This window comes from Bartonella sp. CR84HXZ (assembly GCF_042194535.1).
GTDB classification, from domain to species: Bacteria; Pseudomonadota; Alphaproteobacteria; order Rhizobiales; family Rhizobiaceae; genus Bartonella; species Bartonella grahamii.
In genome coordinates this window covers 46,486-62,432 of the sequence record NZ_JBHIMY010000002.1, presented here as the reverse complement: position 1 = coordinate 62,432, position 15,947 = coordinate 46,486, and the positions used below count along the sequence as shown (strand labels likewise).

Annotated in this window: 13 protein-coding genes; 8 read left to right on the top strand and 5 right to left on the bottom strand. The window is 38.4% G+C overall.

Annotated elements, in window-relative coordinates; all coding sequences use genetic code 11:
* Positions 1–2: 2 nt before the first annotated feature.
* From ACFIKD_RS01515 to ACFIKD_RS01505, 3 genes are all read right to left on the bottom strand, one after another.
* Positions 3–905: a hemin ABC transporter substrate-binding protein gene (locus ACFIKD_RS01515; protein ID WP_375644885.1), complete on the bottom strand. Its 903-nt coding sequence runs from the start codon at positions 903–905 to the stop codon at positions 3–5.
* A gap of 18 nt (positions 906–923) precedes the next feature.
* The gene (locus ACFIKD_RS01510) at positions 924–1,967 is read right to left on the bottom strand and encodes a hemin-degrading factor (RefSeq protein WP_375647033.1); all 1,044 of its coding nucleotides are present in this window, start codon (positions 1,965–1,967) and stop codon (positions 924–926) included.
* Between the two features lie 271 nt (positions 1,968–2,238).
* Positions 2,239–4,416: a TonB-dependent hemoglobin/transferrin/lactoferrin family receptor gene (locus ACFIKD_RS01505; RefSeq protein ID WP_375647031.1), complete on the bottom strand. Its 2,178-nt coding sequence runs from the start codon at positions 4,414–4,416 to the stop codon at positions 2,239–2,241.
* Positions 4,417–4,662: 246 nt separating this feature from the next.
* Here ACFIKD_RS01505 and ACFIKD_RS01500 point away from each other — a divergent pair, with 246 nt between their 5' ends.
* Entirely contained in the window at positions 4,663–5,433 is a 771-nt protein-coding gene (locus ACFIKD_RS01500) for an energy transducer TonB (RefSeq protein WP_375647104.1), read from the top strand.
* 1,039 nt (positions 5,434–6,472) lie between these two features.
* Here ACFIKD_RS01500 and ACFIKD_RS01495 read toward each other — a convergent pair.
* On the bottom strand, positions 6,473–8,563 hold the full coding sequence (locus ACFIKD_RS01495; protein WP_375647029.1) for a lytic transglycosylase domain-containing protein: 2,091 nt from the start codon (positions 8,561–8,563) through the stop codon (positions 6,473–6,475).
* A gap of 251 nt (positions 8,564–8,814) precedes the next feature.
* Between ACFIKD_RS01495 and dapA the strand changes: the two genes are divergently transcribed.
* Together dapA and smpB are read left to right on the top strand one after the other, a co-directional pair.
* Positions 8,815–9,699: a 4-hydroxy-tetrahydrodipicolinate synthase gene (gene dapA / locus ACFIKD_RS01490; protein ID WP_375647027.1), complete on the top strand. Its 885-nt coding sequence runs from the start codon at positions 8,815–8,817 to the stop codon at positions 9,697–9,699.
* 18 nt (positions 9,700–9,717) lie between these two features.
* The gene (gene smpB, locus ACFIKD_RS01485; protein ID WP_012231306.1) at positions 9,718–10,194 is read left to right on the top strand and encodes an SsrA-binding protein SmpB; all 477 of its coding nucleotides are present in this window, start codon (positions 9,718–9,720) and stop codon (positions 10,192–10,194) included.
* A gap of 49 nt (positions 10,195–10,243) precedes the next feature.
* Here smpB and ACFIKD_RS01480 read toward each other — a convergent pair whose 3' ends face one another.
* A complete protein-coding gene (locus tag ACFIKD_RS01480) occupies positions 10,244–10,924 on the bottom strand; it encodes a uracil-DNA glycosylase (RefSeq protein WP_375647102.1) in 681 nt (226 codons plus the stop codon).
* Between the two features lie 545 nt (positions 10,925–11,469).
* On the opposite strand from ACFIKD_RS01480, the gene rpoZ reads away from it, so the two are divergent.
* The 5 genes from rpoZ (at position 11,470) to acpS (ending at position 15,922) form a co-directional block, all read left to right on the top strand.
* Positions 11,470–11,868 carry a DNA-directed RNA polymerase subunit omega gene (rpoZ, locus tag ACFIKD_RS01475; protein ID WP_273791104.1) on the top strand — a complete coding sequence of 133 codons (399 nt, stop codon included), beginning with the start codon at positions 11,470–11,472 and terminating at the stop codon, positions 11,866–11,868.
* Between the two features lie 127 nt (positions 11,869–11,995).
* Positions 11,996–14,221 carry a RelA/SpoT family protein gene (locus ACFIKD_RS01470; protein ID WP_375635692.1) on the top strand — a complete coding sequence of 742 codons (2,226 nt, stop codon included), beginning with the start codon at positions 11,996–11,998 and terminating at the stop codon, positions 14,219–14,221.
* Positions 14,222–14,237: 16 nt separating this feature from the next.
* Positions 14,238–14,816 (top strand): orotate phosphoribosyltransferase, encoded by a 579-nt coding sequence (gene pyrE / locus ACFIKD_RS01465; protein ID WP_375647101.1) that lies wholly within the window; start codon positions 14,238–14,240, stop codon positions 14,814–14,816.
* Positions 14,817–14,909: 93 nt separating this feature from the next.
* Positions 14,910–15,500, top strand: a complete 591-nt coding sequence (locus ACFIKD_RS01460; RefSeq protein WP_375647025.1) for a DUF2062 domain-containing protein — start codon at positions 14,910–14,912, stop codon at positions 15,498–15,500.
* Between the two features lie 20 nt (positions 15,501–15,520).
* Positions 15,521–15,922, top strand: coding sequence for a holo-ACP synthase (gene acpS / locus ACFIKD_RS01455; protein ID WP_375635690.1), 402 nt, complete (start codon positions 15,521–15,523; stop codon positions 15,920–15,922).
* The last annotated feature ends 25 nt before the right edge of the window (positions 15,923–15,947 follow it).

The window sequence follows — 15,947 nt, the reverse complement described above, 5'->3', positions numbered from 1 at the left end:
TATCAGCTCTTACCGTTTTGATTTGCACCATAAAGTATCTCAATAAGCTCTCTTGATGCGTCTGCAGTGCGTGGACCAAATCCTAAAAAATACATAGCATCCATCTGTTTTATGGCATGATTTTTTGCTGCTGTTGTTGCTTGAACTGCCGGTATGGCTAAAATCTTATCAATGCTGGTTGATCTTGCACCATGTTTTACAAGTAAGATAACATCAGGATCTGATTTCAATAACGCTTCGCCGTTGAGAAGTTTATATCCTTTATAATCGGTGATAGCATTGATAGCACCTGAAAGTTTTATCATACTATCAGCTGCAGTACCTGTTCCAGATGCCATGACGCGTCCATTTTGCACAGAGAAAACAAAAAGAACACGCTTTGGTGTTGTTACTTTCGCCAAAAGCGCATCGTTTTCTAAAAAATTACGCTTCAATTTTTCAATTAACGCAGCCGCTTGCACTTCTCGATGAATAGCTTGGCCAACGAGGCGAATCTTTTCGATCACATTTTCACGGGAGTAGTCTTCTGGTATGATCACCAGAGGTATTGATGTTTTTTTGAGAATATCAATTGTTGAAGCGGGGCCGCTTCCTTCAACAAGCAATATGCCCTCTGGGGCAAGTGATAAAACACCCTCAGGTGAAAGAGCACGCATATATCCAAGCACAGGAAGCTTGAGCGCTTCTTGTGGGTAGACGCTTGTACTATCACGGGCGATAAGTTGATCTTGGGCTCCCAATGCATAGACAATTTCTGTAAGTGCTCCGCCGATAGAAACAATTCGAGCATTTTCAGGAAAACGGGTTGTGGGTTCAGCAATCACTTGTTTAGAAAAACAGGTAAGAGAGAGCAGTAAACACATAAGGAAAAGGTTTGATAACCTATGCAAAAGAGATATGAACATGTCTGACCTTACCTTATCTTAGTTACTGCTGTTTTCTTGACACGATGGTAAACCATTCAATAAAGAGCGCCAATCTTCACGTTCTTTTTGGCCCTCCTTGCGTATGCCAAAGAATTGAATAATCATCTCATCATCTTTATCGAAAACTTCAAGTGAGTTGACATACCCATCAATTGTAGGTTTGCGAACACGCCATACCTTCTCGATTCCAGAAACGAGTAAATGGAGGTGAAATTTCTGATCGAGAACATTAAGCCAAGGTCCCATTTGCTTAATATTCTTTACTTGCCCAGTGAAAATTTGGATACATCCTTTATTTCCAACAAAACACATAATTGGTAACTCTTCTTGTGCAACTTGTTTGAGCATCATCTCAACAGCTTCTATTTTTAACTCATCGGCAAATTCATTTCCGGCATGTTTTACAGCATTATGTCGATTAATTTTCAGTTCAGAAATAATTCCATGAAGTTGATGCACATCAGTCATCTGTCGCCAACGATCTCGGAACTTTTCAACATCTAGCTTTGCCGTATCACATTGTACTGGAGTAGGAGCGGGAGAAATATCAAGTGCGGATGATTGATCGTCATGAAGCAACTTTTCAACAAGTGCAGCCCATTCTTCCATATTTGTTGCGTCTTGAGAATAGAGTTTGAAAATAGCAATGCCATATTGATCAAAAAATTGCAGACTTTTCATAGGTGTTCCGAGAATAGTCACGTCATGCTCGAAACCAAACTTCCACTGTTTTGAAAAAATACGCAAGTCAATTTCACCGAGTGTGATCGGAATATGCTGACTTTGAACAATCTTCTCAAAACATCCTGTTATTTCATGGACAGCATTTTCATTCCGTGTTAATGCCATGACTATTCCAAGTTTAGGAGCATTTTCCAAGAGAGTAGCGACATCAGCGCGTAGTTTTTTTGCTTTTCCAATTGTACAATAAGCCGCAATGAGTTCTGCTTCGGATATACCAATAGAGTCCGCGAAATCGCGGCTACGCATCTCTTTTTTTTCTTCACGCAAGCGAATAATCATTTCGGCTGTGTATGACATGGGCTTATCCTTATGTTACCTGTTTAAAGGTTAATTGTTTAATTTTTCAAATCAAAAAAAGTAAGTCGAACCACTATCAACTAATGGTTCAACCCACCACCAAATAAGCCCTTATTTTATCAACAGTAGAACAATAAAAACCGATAAATTACAAAGAGTTAAAGCGCTAACATCAAAATTTGTTGTTCAAAGGACAATGAGAACAGAAACGCAATAATTTATTCTTTACCGATATAACCTTTTTCATTGATCTAATGGTTAACAAAAGTGACTAAAATTTTTGCACGAACGAAACTTTAAAGTTGCGACCAGGCTGACTATAATAATCCTTCGGCGTTGAGCTTTCACCGGAAGGAAGATCTGATACATTCCAATATTTTTGATTGAACAGATTATAAACACCAGCCCTTATAACAGGACCCTTTTCACCAAAGGGCTTCAACCAACCTGACACATCAATAATATTATAACCTGGAATTTTTTGATAGTCCGATTCCTTAGCAACTTTATCACGTTTGGCAGATGAGGTAAGCACGACGTCTGCTCCCCAGATTTCTTTTGCATATCCGATCCCAGCAATCACTTTTAAAGCTGGAATTGAGTTAAGATATTCATCTTTATCAAGATCCTTTCCTTGCGAATAGGTAAGAGAAAAATTGCTATGGAATCCATCATTAAGAGCCAAATGTATTTTTGCTTCAGCACCATAAATACGCACATTCGCACGATTTGTATAATGGCGACGTCCCAATCGGTATTCCTCTGATGGCCCTATATCCACAGTATCTATGAAGTCCTTGTATTGATTGAAAAAGGCACTGAGTGAACCACCGAAATTTCCATTTCCATACTTTATGCCAACATCATACCCATTGCTCGTTTCTGCTTTTAGATCAGGGTTGCCCTTCGAGTAATAAGCAGGGGGTTTCATATAAGAGACGTAAAGTTCTGCAACACGTGGTGCACGAAAAGCCTGTGCCCATTGAGCATAGAGCGTTACTTGATCACGAACATCCCACTCCACACGTAATTTGGGAGAAAAACGTGAACCATTTCTTTCTGGAGGAAATTTGTCAGAAAGCAGAGCTTTCTCATAAGAAGACGTTTTCTGAGGGATATACTTATACCAATCATAACGAATTCCAGGTGTTATACGGAAATGGTTATCAGCAAAGCCAATTTCATCTTCAAAAACAAAACCCAAATTATAGCCATTTGTATCTGGTGAATCTGACCGATTAGCGGGTACAAAGAGGCACCCCCGTGCATTTTCCGGCAAGTGACAATTATCTTTCCCGAACAAATAATGATGAAACTTAGATGACACGACATTAGCGGCAAGCTTTAACGTATGATCTACAGTGCCAATATGAACTTTCTTGAGAGCATCAGCATTGAAACCATAATTGGTATTACGCAAAAAATTATCTCTCAAAAAATCCCCTTTGGGTGCCGAAACACGAAATGAAGTCGTAATATCATGACTTGACTGTCTTTGCCAATAAATCTGTCCACGAAACGCATCAAAAATAGCATCTTCATTGCCGTTATAGTCATAAGAAAGAGAAAAGCGTTCACGGAGTTTGTCGTCCTTCTCATAAACGGAACCAGGGGCATATCTGTCAGAAGCATTCAATAAATGTGTATCAATATTGTGACCAAAACGCTCTGCTGTAAAACCAAGCCGGTGATTGTCATCAAGGTATTGGTGAATTTTAAAGAGCAAATTATTTTGGTCAAAATGAGCAGGGTTTTTACGTGTGCGCTCTTCATAGCCTTCTAGAGTTCCCATATTTTTGCGCTCATGACCTTCCGCATAAGAACCTTGGAAAAGCAAAAACGTTTGTTGAGCACGCATTGCAACAGCTTGATCTACGTGCCAACTATTATCAACAGAATGATAACCACTTCTTATAAGACCACCCCAATTTTTTCCTTCTGTGATAAGATCTTCAGGATCAAGGGTACGCAACGCAACAACTCCTCCTAGTGCACCAGAGCCATAAAGACTAGAATCCGATCCCTGAATAACATCAAGTGTGGAAAGCGCACTAAAGTCAAACATTGTGTTACCACTGTTCTCACGCAATATATCATTGAACCATGGAAGAACAATACCATCCATTGTTGTGAGAACACGGTTTGCTTCTAAACCACGCATGACAAAACTGTTATTGCTTGGGTTATACCCCACGGTTGGATAAAGACGACTAATATCATAGGCATCAGTTATTTGTTTCTCACGAATATCCTTCGCGGTTTTCCGATCTGTCAAAATAGTGACCGAATCCAAGGCCGTTCCTATTTTTTTCTCTTTAATAACAATTGGCTTGAGTTCAGTGATAGAACCTCCATCTTTATTTTGTGCCAAAACAAATGAAGGCATACAGACCGATAATGCACTTAAAATCACACAGCTTCTATAGATATTTTTTCGTCTTATTTGCATAACACATCACAACCCTTTTAAACGTCCCCTCTCTGGTTTGAAATTTTATTTACATACAAAAAAAGCTGGACCCGCTGATTAAAACTTGCCAGCCAAGTAGAAATGATTTTGACAACAACACAAAACCACTAGAAAACCATATTAAACATGACAAAATCAGTCAAGAAAAAAGTTGCAATTTCAAAATAGCCTGTTTTAATGAGATTGGACACCAATACTAAGCTTAAAATAGTGGCAGAAGAAACGATGAATTTTGCAAATACGAAGCAATTATTAACTCTTTGGATTGGTGCATTTATTGGAGCTTTCTTTTTGCATGTATTATTGGGAGCGCAGTTTTATTTTCAAAGTACGGGTGTAAGTAATGGCTTGCTCTCTTCGGAGATTATGCTGACTTTTGTGCAAGAAACTATCTATCCGGATGTTGATACAGACTTGTCAGATATTCATACAGAGTCGGATATTAATACAGAGCCAAAAGTATTACAGTCTGATCTTTTAGAGAAGGAGTCAGAGGAATTGGAATCCGTGGATGAAGTTCGATCGGAAGAGCCTCAGCATATGGTAGAACAAGATGACTTAAAGTCTTTGGAAGAACCCCTTCCTCAAAAAGTGGAGCATAAAGCGTTTATCAAAAAAACAATATCGATGCCAAAGGCTGTAGTAAAGCGCTCCAATGCAAAGGCGGTACATTCTTCTTCCACCAACAAGGGCGTCGGTACAGCAGGGCTTGAAGATATGTTGTTAATGGAGTGGTTAGCAAAGGTACAGTCACAATTAGAAAGGCAAAAAAATTATATTGTGGGACAGCGTACCAGTCGTGCAAAAGGAACGGTGAAGTTAGAATTTATGGTGCGTGAGCAGGGGAGTATTTTTTCTAGTCGTGTAGCAGTCTCTGCTGGTAATCCGGAACTTGATCGATTAGCGATGGCGGCACTTCAACGGGTTGGTTCTTTTCCACCACCACCACCATCAAAAGTGAATAAAATAATCAGAGTATCCCTGATATTTAGCTGATTTTTTATATAGGGCGCTTATTCTTATAATATATTGATTTATAATAATTATTTACAATTTGAATAAAAGTTAAAATATAGTTCGTTCGATTTTTTTGACGTTGTATCAATCAAAACCATCCGCTTACTTATGACACAAGTTGAAGGGGGAGTATGGGTAAAAAACTTCTAAAAAGCAGTGAATATACTTCTTATGAATGTTCTAAATGAAAGGGCTGTTGCAACATTGGGAGTTAAGGGATGATAGAGCTATAGCTTTTATTCAGTAAAGGTTAATCGTGTCTCATCGATTTTTATACCATTCGTGAGAGGATTTTCGTAAATACTTTTCAGATACACCGTTGTGAAATGGACTTAGAAACATTAAAATAAAACAAGAATATAAATAAGAAAAACATACTATTTTGAGATGCTCTGTTTTGTGTGAAGGATGTGAGCTTATATGTAAAAATGGGAAAAAAAAGCAAAGCTTTATCTTCATCATTAAAAGATATTGACATATTTAAAAGTCGTAAACCCGAATGAAAAGGGAAAGGGTAGAAGAGAATTGTTTGTCTTTAAGGCTTTCTAACTCAATGATTCTGTCTTTCTTTTATCAGAGATAATTCAAACGATATATATAATAACGTACTCTTATTTGGTATAGATATGTTATAAGCAGAACAAAATAGTCTTAAAATATGCTTATGCTATTGTACAAGATTTGAATATTGATACTAATAAGCAACAGTAAAAGAATGACCTATTTGTTTCACTCTTCTCTTATATTTGTAATCATCTATGATATTGTCGTTTATGTTGAGAAGAAATGAACTATTTGTACGACATGTTGATTTATAATGATAATTCATCATTTTGTGTTTGAAATAAAAGATCTGAATAGCGTAGGGTTTTCTCATTTCGAATTTATTGATACTGAATCAATTAAAATTACTTGCTTATATATATCATAAGCAGGTTGGTATGTGGGTATTATTTAAAAAGGAATAAAAACACTTCTTATGAACACTTTCAAATACTATTTGGGAAGTTAAGGCATATTATTTCCGTCGACCAGAAAGCAGGTCGGTTTTTATATCTATTTTCCCAGTGAGTCTTGCTTTGTAGACACCATAATTTTCCATGACACGCATCACGTAATTACGTGTTTCTGTATAAGGAATACGCTCAATCCAATCAATGACGTTATCGAGAGATTGTCCTCGAGGATCGCCATAACGTTTTATCCATTCATTGACTCGACGGGGACCCGCATTATAGCCAATAAGAGTTAGTATATAGGATCCATTAAAACGTTCCAATTGTTCATTGAGAAAATGGGCACCTAATGTTGCATTATAATGAGCATCACTGCTAAATTTTTTAGGAGACCATGCGATTGAGTATTTTTTTGCCAATGCTTTTGCTGTTGTAGGAAGCAATTGGAGTATACCTTGTGCGCCTGCTTTTGATATGGCTGTTGGATTAAATTCGCTTTCTTGGCGTGCAATGGCATAGATAAGCGATTTTTCTTCTACAGAAATATTAGTAGAAGCTGGTATAGCTCCCAGAGGATGAGAGAGTGCACCGACATTTTTTCCCTGAAAGACAGCCATTTTTCCAATTTTGAGGCTGGTATAATAGTCTCCATTTTTTTCTGCCATAACAGCCAGAAGGGCTAATTCGCCGGGGCTTTCTATTTTTTTTCCGAGCTCTCTATAAAAAATTTTAGCAAAATCAGCATAGCCGGCTGCTTCAAGACGTTGAATTGCTTTGATCGCTTTTCGTGCACTAAAATGTTGTCGCTCAGCGGTTGTTGGTTTGGGAAAGAAAACTTTAAGCTTTTTTTGGTTGAGTCGTGCAGCGGCTAATTGACCATAGTAAGTTGCACCAAAATGAGCTGCGCGATGAAAGTAATGCTGGGCATTTTTATGTTCTTCTAGCGTTTCTGCTGTTCGTCCCATCCAGTAATATCCACGTGATGCAGAAAAAGGTGAAGAAGAGAGTTGAGGAATACGTGAAAAATGCTGCATTGCCAATTTAGGGTTATGAAGAAACCGTAGTGCGTACCATCCTGCATGAAACTCAGCATCGATAGCTAATGCAGATGTTATACCAGTGTGCATTGCAACGAGTTGGTAAGCAATTTTTGGTTTATTTAAATCGAGCATTTCACGAGAAAGGGCGCGTTGTTCTTTCCACAATGAATGGGGGTTCATAAGGCGGAATGCATCTTTTGATGTTTTCATCATGAGTGCTGCGGCTGCATTATATTGCTCTGTTCGTCGAAGATGGCGTATTCGAGCAAACTGAAAAAGAGGATCTTTTTGCCATGATCTCTCTACAGCTTTTAATTTTTGTGTAGCTCTAGGGTCATTTTTTTCAACGGCCACAAAAGCATCAAAAAGAGATTGAGCATGGGCTAATTTTGCAACGCGTGCTGCTGAATCAAAACGATATGCATACAGCATAAATTGCATGCGTTTCAAATGATCAATAGGTTTTAATGCAACGCTTGCATTTTTAAGAACAAATATTTCTTCTTTTGCATTAAGCTGTGTTTTATGCCACCATGGCGCAATAACGTGTCGAGCACGAGTGGTTTGTCCCGTTGCAATAAGTGCTTTAGCGAAGAGAGCCATTCCTTGCGCTGTTTGGGGCGGGTGATGAGAAAATTTTTGGATGATTGCGCGTGTGAGGTTGGTTTCGTTAAGAAAAGCACGTTCAGCATTGCGTTGCATCGTTTCTATACCGGGCCATCCTTTTAGCATGTTGATTGCATTAAATATTTCAGAACTTGGTATATTAGCTTTGTTTGATATCCCCAGCGCCCATGTCAAAATATGACGATCAAGGCTATGTTTTTCCATTGAATTACGAAGATTTATTGTTTTTGCAATATTGTTGTTTGCTAGTGCATCTAGCCCAGCTTTCAGTTGCTGAAGTGTAGCAGTATTGTGTGATGTCGTGTGTATCTGTGGAAGAGGCTCTTGAGCTCCTTTTTCGGGAAAGAGATTAGGGCGCACCAAAGGGATTGGCGCTTTCCCGTGCAAAAGAGGTGTTTGCGCGGATGCACTTGAAAATAAAATTCTTATTGCCAGTATAAGTGCAGTAAAGGTTGATACGAAAAGAGAGGTGGAAAATACACGCATAGAGAAAAGACCTTGAGACCTTGCTTTTTGTAAAAACTTAAGGATTTATAGAACACAAGCATGAAAAACGCGTTAATATAGACGGTTTATTTTAAACAAATGTCCAACATTTAAGGAGGGACATTTTCATCTTATGAGGGCTTTTTTTGAAATTCATCTTGCTTCAATGATAGAGCAAGATTATGCTCTATTTAAAATTTATAAAAGGCGATTATTAAAAAAATAAAAGCGAATATTATAGGGAGTTTATCATGCTCAAGGGAGCTATAACTGCGCTTATTACACCGTTTGATAATAAGGGCGAAATTGATGAGAAGGCGTTTTGTGATTTTATTGAATGGCAGATCACACAAGGGATTAACGGTGTAAGCCCAGTTGGGACAACCGGTGAATCAGCAACGTTAAGTCATGAAGAACATAAGCGGATTATAAAATTGTGTGTTGAGCAGGTCGCAAAGCGTGTTCCTGTTGTTGCTGGAGCGGGATCAAATAGCACAAGTGAGGCTGTAGAGCTTGCACAATACGCGCAAAAAGCTGGTGCAGATGCAGTTTTGGTTGTCACTCCCTATTATAATAGACCAAATCAATCTGGTTTATACAAACATTTTTCTTCCATTGCCAAAGCTGTTTCTATTCCGATTATAATTTATAATATTCCTGGTCGTTCTGTTATCGATATGGCTGTGGAAACGATGAAAGACCTTTATCAAGATTTTAAAAATATCATTGGTGTAAAAGATGCAACGAGCAGAATTGAACGCGTTAGTGAACAACGTGAAAAGTGTGGGAAGGATTTTGTACAGCTTTCCGGTGATGATTGTACAGCGTTAGGTTTTAATGCACATGGAGGTATGGGGTGTATTTCAGTTTCCTCCAATGTTGCTCCAAAGCTGTGTGCAGAGCTTCAAGCTGCTTGTTTTCGTGGTGATTATAAAACAGCACGAGAATTAAATGATCGCTTGATGCCTCTTAATCGTGCTGTGTTTATTGAGCCTAGTCCAGCGGGTATTAAATATGCTGCTGCAAAATTAGGATTTTGTGGTGATACTGTGCGTTCTCCGATTGTTCCATTAACAGAAAGAACAAAGAAGATTATTGATGTAGCCCTCAGTCATGCTGGTATTTTAAAAGCATAAAATGATATTGACAAAGCCATGAATAAAAAAAAGAACGCGCCCGTACGGAAAATAATTGCTGACAATCGTAAAGCACGTTTTAATTTTGAAATCCTTAATAATCTCGAGGCCGGTCTTGTCCTTCAGGGAGCGGAAGTAAAGTCCTTACGTTCTAATCATGCCAATATTGCTGAAAGCTATGCGAGTTTTGAGAATGGGGAATTATGGTTAGTAAACAGCTATATTCCTGAATATACGCAGGCTAATCGTTTTAATCATGAACCGCGACGTTTGCGCAAGTTATTACTTTCAAAACGTGAGATGGCACGTTTTTTTAATGCAACGTCTCGTGAAGGAATGACACTTGTTCCTCTTAAACTTTATTTTAATGAACGAGGGCGCGTTAAGTTGGAGATTGCTCTAGCGCGGGGAAAAAAGCTTCATGATAAGCGCGAAACGGAAAAAAAACGCGATTGGGGACGTGAAAAAGCAAGACTTTTAAAAAGATATGGATGACGGATGCGATTTAGATATCCTTTATTTATAGCGCTGGTTTAAAACAGTTTTAGCATTGATCTAAGTATGTTTTTGCTGCTTGAAAAATTTGGTGAAACATGGCGTCTGTCAAGCGTCCAGTATTTGTATTATAACGAGAACAGTGATAGCTCGAAAAGATGCGTAATCTGCCGATGTTATTAATTTCGCCGTGTCCAAAAGGGTGAGCTAAAACTTTTGCATTAAGGGCACGTATCGTTGAATGGTGCGCAATGGTGCCTAAGGTAATAACGGCTTTAAGTTTGGGAAGATTTGTTAAAAGAGGTGAGAAGAAATAGCGGCACGTGTTAATTTCTGCACCGGTAGGTTTATTTTCTGGGGGAACACAACGAACAGAGTTGACGATTGCTGCATCAATCAGCTCAAGAGTATCGTCTGCTCTTTCTTCAAAGGTTCCTTGGGCAAAACCAAATTTTTTTAAAGTTGAATAAAGTAAGTGCCCAGCATAATCACCAGTGAATGGACGTCCAGTTCGATTTGCTCCGCGTAATCCAGGAGCAAGCCCAACAATAAGAAGGCGCGTTGTGTCTGCTCCTTTATAAGGAAAGAAGGGGCGCACCGGTGCGTTATACCAACTTGGTTCTTTGATACGCCAGTCAGCGATAAACTGATGGAGCCTAGGACATAAATTGCAATTTTGGGGTGGTTCTGGGCAAAGCGATGTTAATTGGCTATTCGTGGTGTTAGGCATCAATCGTTTTTTCTATTTTTTTGAGTCTTTTATAGCGTATATGACGGGTTATGTTTTGATAAACAATCTATAATGAATATAAATAAAGTTTAATATAAACTTATTGCTAATTATGATGTACAGAGAGGTAATCTTTCAGTAATTTATTTGATGAATAAGAGTACAATACACATGATGTTCAAAGAAAAAAAGTTCTCTCTTTAAATAAAGATATTATCATAAAAAGTATGCATAAGGCTGTCGTTATTGCAAAGGATTTTAAACAGCTGGTGTTCCTTTTAAAAGGATGAAGACTCCAGACAAGTATTTTGTCAAGAAAGACCTCCCCTTGTTTGAAGCCAATCTATTGGAATGCTTTTAAGAGCAGCTTTGATAACGAGCATGGATAGGTTATACATTTTTATAAATTTTCCAAGAATTTTCTTAAATAAGTTCTTTAATCAAAAAATATAAAAGTTTGTGTTGTTTTTCTTGTGTTTTATTTTGATTATTGTATATACTCCTCTATCCGCTATTAAATTTTTTTATTTGAGAAAGAGGCATAAATGGCCCGCGTAACGGTAGAAGATTGTATTGATAAAGTTGACAACCGCTTTGAATTGGTACTTTTAGCAGGTCATCGGGCGCGTCAGATTTCACAAGGAGCGCAGATTACGGTTGATCGTGATAATGATAAAAATCCAGTTGTTGCTTTGCGTGAAATAGCAGAAGAAACATTGTCGCCTGCTGATTTAAAGGAAGACCTTATTCATTCGCTGCAAAAGCATGTGGAAGTAGATGAGCCAGAAATGGCAAGTGAATTTATTACCCATTCAGGTGAAGCTGAAAGTGTTTTTAATACGTCGTCGCAAGAAGAAGGTACTTCATTTGATCATATGTCAGAGGAAGAGCTTTTAGCGGGTATTGAAGGTTTGGTTGTTCCAGAAAAAAGTGACGATTATTAATTGCGGCATTTTATATTACAGGAGTAAAGATACCTTGTCTGTAAGGAGCCGTTATTTTTCTTGTCTTTTATTGATAAGACGTGTTCAATAAGGATTAGGGGTGTGAAAAGATAAAGGATATGCTCGTATGATGCGTCAGTGTGAGCTTGTTGGACGTGTTCAACGTTACAAGTCTGACGTAGATGAGGCTCTTTTAAACAGGGCCTATGATTATGCAATGAGAAAGCATGCACATCAAAAGCGTGCTTCAGGTGATCTTTATTTTTCTCATCCTTTAGAAGTTGCTGCTATTTTGACAGATATGCGGTTGGATGAGGCGACGATTGCTGTTGCTCTTTTGCATGATACAATTGAAGATACAAGCGCTACACGAGCAGAAATTGATCAGCTTTTTGGTTCTGAAATTGGGAAGTTGGTTGAAGGACTTACAAAGCTTAATAAGCTTGATCTTGTATCAAAGAAAGCCGTACAGGCAGAAAATCTTCGTAAGCTTCTTATTGCCATCTCTGATGATGTTCGTGTTCTTTTAGTCAAACTTGCTGATCGTCTTCATAATATGCGCACCCTTGGTGTTATGCGTGATGATAAACGTCGGCGAATTGCTGAGGAGACGATGGATATTTATGCGCCGCTTGCTGGTCGTATGGGTATGCAAGATATGCGCGAGGAATTAGAGGATCTTTCTTTCTTTTATTTAAATCCAGAAGGTTATCGTACGATTACCAATCGTCTTTCTGAGTTATCAAAACGCAATCGTGATTTGCTTTCCACAATTGAAAACGAGTTGACAAAACTTTTTTTCGAGCATGGCATTAAAGCGAATGTTAAAAGCCGTCAGAAAAAATCGTATTCCGTCTTTCGCAAAATGGAAAGCAAGGCGCTTTCTTTTGAACAATTATCCGATATTTTTGGATTTCGTGTGATTGTTGAAACAGTGCATGATTGTTATCGCGCTCTTGGTGTCATTCATACGACGTGGCCAATGGTTCCTGGTCGTTTTAAAGATTATATTTCTATACCAAAGCAGAATGATTATCGTTCCATTCATACAACGATTGTGGGACCATCGCGACAACGTGTTGAATTGCAGATTAGAACTGCTGCTATGGATGAAATTGCTGAATATGGCGTTGCGGCACATTCCATTTATAAAGAGCAAGGTTCTAATTATTCGGCTTCGAGGTTATCAAATGAAACAAATGCGTATGCATGGTTGCGTCAAACGATTCAATCTTTGTCAGATGGAGATAATCCGGAAGAATTTTTGGAACACACAAAGCTTGAGCTTTTTCAAGACCAAGTTTTTTGTTTTACGCCGAAAGGTCGATTAATTGCTTTTCCTAAAGGAGCTACGCCTATTGATTTTGCTTATGCCGTCCATACAGACATCGGTGATTCTTGTGTGGGTGTAAAAATCAATGGTCGTATTATGCCTTTAATGACCAAATTAAAAAATGGTGATGAGGTTGATATTATTCGTTCACACGCTCAAATTCCGCCAGCTGCATGGGAATTTCTTGTTGTCACAGGTAAAGCACGTTCAGCTATTCGACGAGCAAGTCGTGCCGCGGTACGTAAACAATATTCGGGTTTAGGATATCGTATTCTCGAGCGTTCATTTGAATATATGGGAAAACAATTTTCAAAAGACGTTTTGAAGAAAGTTTTGCCACGTTTAGCACGTAAGGATGTAGAGGATGTATTGGCTGCTGTTGGGCGTGGAGAGCTGTTTTCCGCTGATGTGATTAAAGCGGTTTATCCTGATTATCAAGATCACCGTGTGGTACAAAAGTCATCTTTTAAGCCTGGGGAAGAAGGTTGGTTTAATATTGAGAATGCTCAAGGTATGATTTTTAAAGTTCCAGAAAATGAAAAAAATGCAATGGTCGAGAATCATCAATCTAAAGCATTACCTATTAGAGGAACCCGTGGAGATATACCCGTACGTTTTTCACCGGAAGGAGCAGTACCTGGAGATCGGATTGTTGGTATTATGCAGCCCGGAGCTGGGATCGTTATTTATCCAATACAGTCTTCAGCTTTGATGGCATATGATGATCAGCCAGAACGATGGATTGATGTCCGCTGGGATATTGATGCCCAAATGAATGAACGTTTTCCTGCACGGATAAATATTTTGGTTGTAAATAGCCCTGGTTCTTTGGCTGAAATTACACAAATAATTTCTGCTAACGATGCCAATATCCAAAATTTATCTTTTATCCGTACAGCACCGGATTTTACAGAAATTATGATTGATTTGGAAGTGTGGGATTTAAAACATTTGAATCGTATTTTTTCTCAGTTAAAAGAGGCAGGTTCAGTAAGTACAGTACGGCGGGTTCATGGATAAAAAGAAAGATTTTGCAATGAATACACAAGATGTCATTGATATTTTTAAACAAGCAGATGCTATTCTAGAAGGGCATTTTATTTTAACATCGGGGCGCCATAGTGCGACTTATATGCAAAAAGCGAAAGTATTCATGCATGCTGACTTGACGGAAAAGTTATGTCGTGGATTGGCTGAAAAAATCAAAAAATCTATCGAGGGAAAAATTGATTATGTTGTTGGTCCCGCAATTGGCGGCCTTATTCCTTCCTATGAAACTTCACGTCACCTTGGTATTCCTTCTCTTTGGGTAGAGCGTGTAAATGGCATCTTTGAATTGCGTCGCTTTGAAATCAAGAAGGGTGCACGGGTTGTTATTGTCGAAGATATTGTAACAACGGGTCTTTCCATTCGTGAGACTATTGAGGCGCTTGTTGCAGCAGGAGCAGAGGTATTGGCCAGTGCGTGTATCCTTGATCGTTCTGGTGGTAAGGTCAATGTTGGAGTTCCATTGATTGCGCTTGCTGAATATGAGATAACCTCTTATACTAGTGATGCACTTCCTGCAGAGCTTTCTGTTCTTCCAGCGATTAAACCAGGCAGTCGAAATATTTAATTGTCGTTCTATTTTTTTTGTGCAAAAGCTTAAAAAGATTAATTTGGATGATATAGATTATTTCATCATCAAAAGATGTATATTGAGAGTCATATGCTTTTTCGTAGTCGAGAACCAATAGATTTTGTAACGCGTATTCGACTTTGGTTATGGCCACGTCGTTCATTTTCTCGCTCATTTTGCTACATACATAAACGTATTTTGCGTATATCAGCAACACCGCATGAAGTAGCATTAGGGGTTGCTGTTGGTATTTTTTTAGCTTGTTCCCCTTTCTTTGGGTTGCATATTATTTTGGCAATATTTTTTTCTTGGCTTTTGCGTGCAAACTTTGCTGCCGCAATCATTGGGACGATTTTTTCTAATCCACTCACATTTTTATTGATTGTCATGGCTGATTATAAAGTAGGGTATTTTTGTTTATCACTTTTTAGCGATGTCAAAGAGATTTCTCTTTCGCAAATTCGTGCTCTATTTAATGGTTTGACATTGTCAAATCTCTCTCTCCTCTTTAAAGGCGCATGGGACACAATTATGAGTCCTATGATTTTAGGTGGAACTCTTTTAGGTATTGTTTTTGGTGGTTTATCTTATATAGGTGTTTACAGAGCAACGGTTCGTTTTAAACAAAAGCGATATCAAAAGATTATAAAAAAAAGGCTTTTAAAGAAGCGTTCATCGTAAGAAAGATCGGGTAATACCGTATGATTGTTGGTCTTGGAAATGATCTGGTTGATATACGACGTATTGAGAAAATGTTGGTTCGCTATGGTGAGCGTTTTACCCAACGTATTTTTACGGATATTGAAAGGAATAGATCCGAAAATCTCAAAAAAAGCTCCTCTTCCTATGCAAAAAGATTTGCTGCTAAAGAAGCATGCGCTAAAGCCTTAGGAACGGGAATCGCTTGTGGTATCAATTGGAAAGACATGGGGGTCGTTAATTTGCCATCTGGTAAACCAATAATGCAATTAACAAATCGTGCGCAAGTGCAACTTCAAAAGTTATTACCTCCTCATCATGATGCAGTTATTCATCTTAGCATAACAGATGATTTTCCTTGGGCACAGGCATTTATTATTATCGAAGCACTTCCACGTGGATAGATGGTGTGAGAGATTGTGCTTTTGT

Excerpts from the sequence above, each read along its gene's own strand:
- ACFIKD_RS01515 (WP_375644885.1), bottom strand. The coding sequence starts at position 905 with ATGTTCATATCTCTTTTGCATAGGTTATCAAACCTTTTCCTTATGTGT.
- ACFIKD_RS01505 (WP_375647031.1), bottom strand. The coding sequence starts at position 4,416 with ATGCAAATAAGACGAAAAAATATCTATAGAAGCTGTGTGATTTTAAGT.
- smpB (WP_012231306.1), top strand. The coding sequence starts at position 9,718 with ATGAATAAAAAAAAGAACGCGCCCGTACGGAAAATAATTGCTGACAAT.
- dapA (WP_375647027.1), top strand. The coding sequence starts at position 8,815 with ATGCTCAAGGGAGCTATAACTGCGCTTATTACACCGTTTGATAATAAG.
- ACFIKD_RS01510 (WP_375647033.1), bottom strand. The coding sequence starts at position 1,967 with ATGTCATACACAGCCGAAATGATTATTCGCTTGCGTGAAGAAAAAAAA.
- rpoZ (WP_273791104.1), top strand. The coding sequence starts at position 11,470 with ATGGCCCGCGTAACGGTAGAAGATTGTATTGATAAAGTTGACAACCGC.
- ACFIKD_RS01500 (WP_375647104.1), top strand. The coding sequence starts at position 4,663 with ATGAATTTTGCAAATACGAAGCAATTATTAACTCTTTGGATTGGTGCA.
- ACFIKD_RS01495 (WP_375647029.1), bottom strand. The coding sequence starts at position 8,563 with ATGCGTGTATTTTCCACCTCTCTTTTCGTATCAACCTTTACTGCACTT.
- pyrE (WP_375647101.1), top strand. The coding sequence starts at position 14,238 with ATGAATACACAAGATGTCATTGATATTTTTAAACAAGCAGATGCTATT.
- ACFIKD_RS01470 (WP_375635692.1), top strand. The coding sequence starts at position 11,996 with ATGATGCGTCAGTGTGAGCTTGTTGGACGTGTTCAACGTTACAAGTCT.
- ACFIKD_RS01480 (WP_375647102.1), bottom strand. The coding sequence starts at position 10,924 with ATGCCTAACACCACGAATAGCCAATTAACATCGCTTTGCCCAGAACCA.
- acpS (WP_375635690.1), top strand. The coding sequence starts at position 15,521 with ATGATTGTTGGTCTTGGAAATGATCTGGTTGATATACGACGTATTGAG.
- ACFIKD_RS01460 (WP_375647025.1), top strand. The coding sequence starts at position 14,910 with ATGCTTTTTCGTAGTCGAGAACCAATAGATTTTGTAACGCGTATTCGA.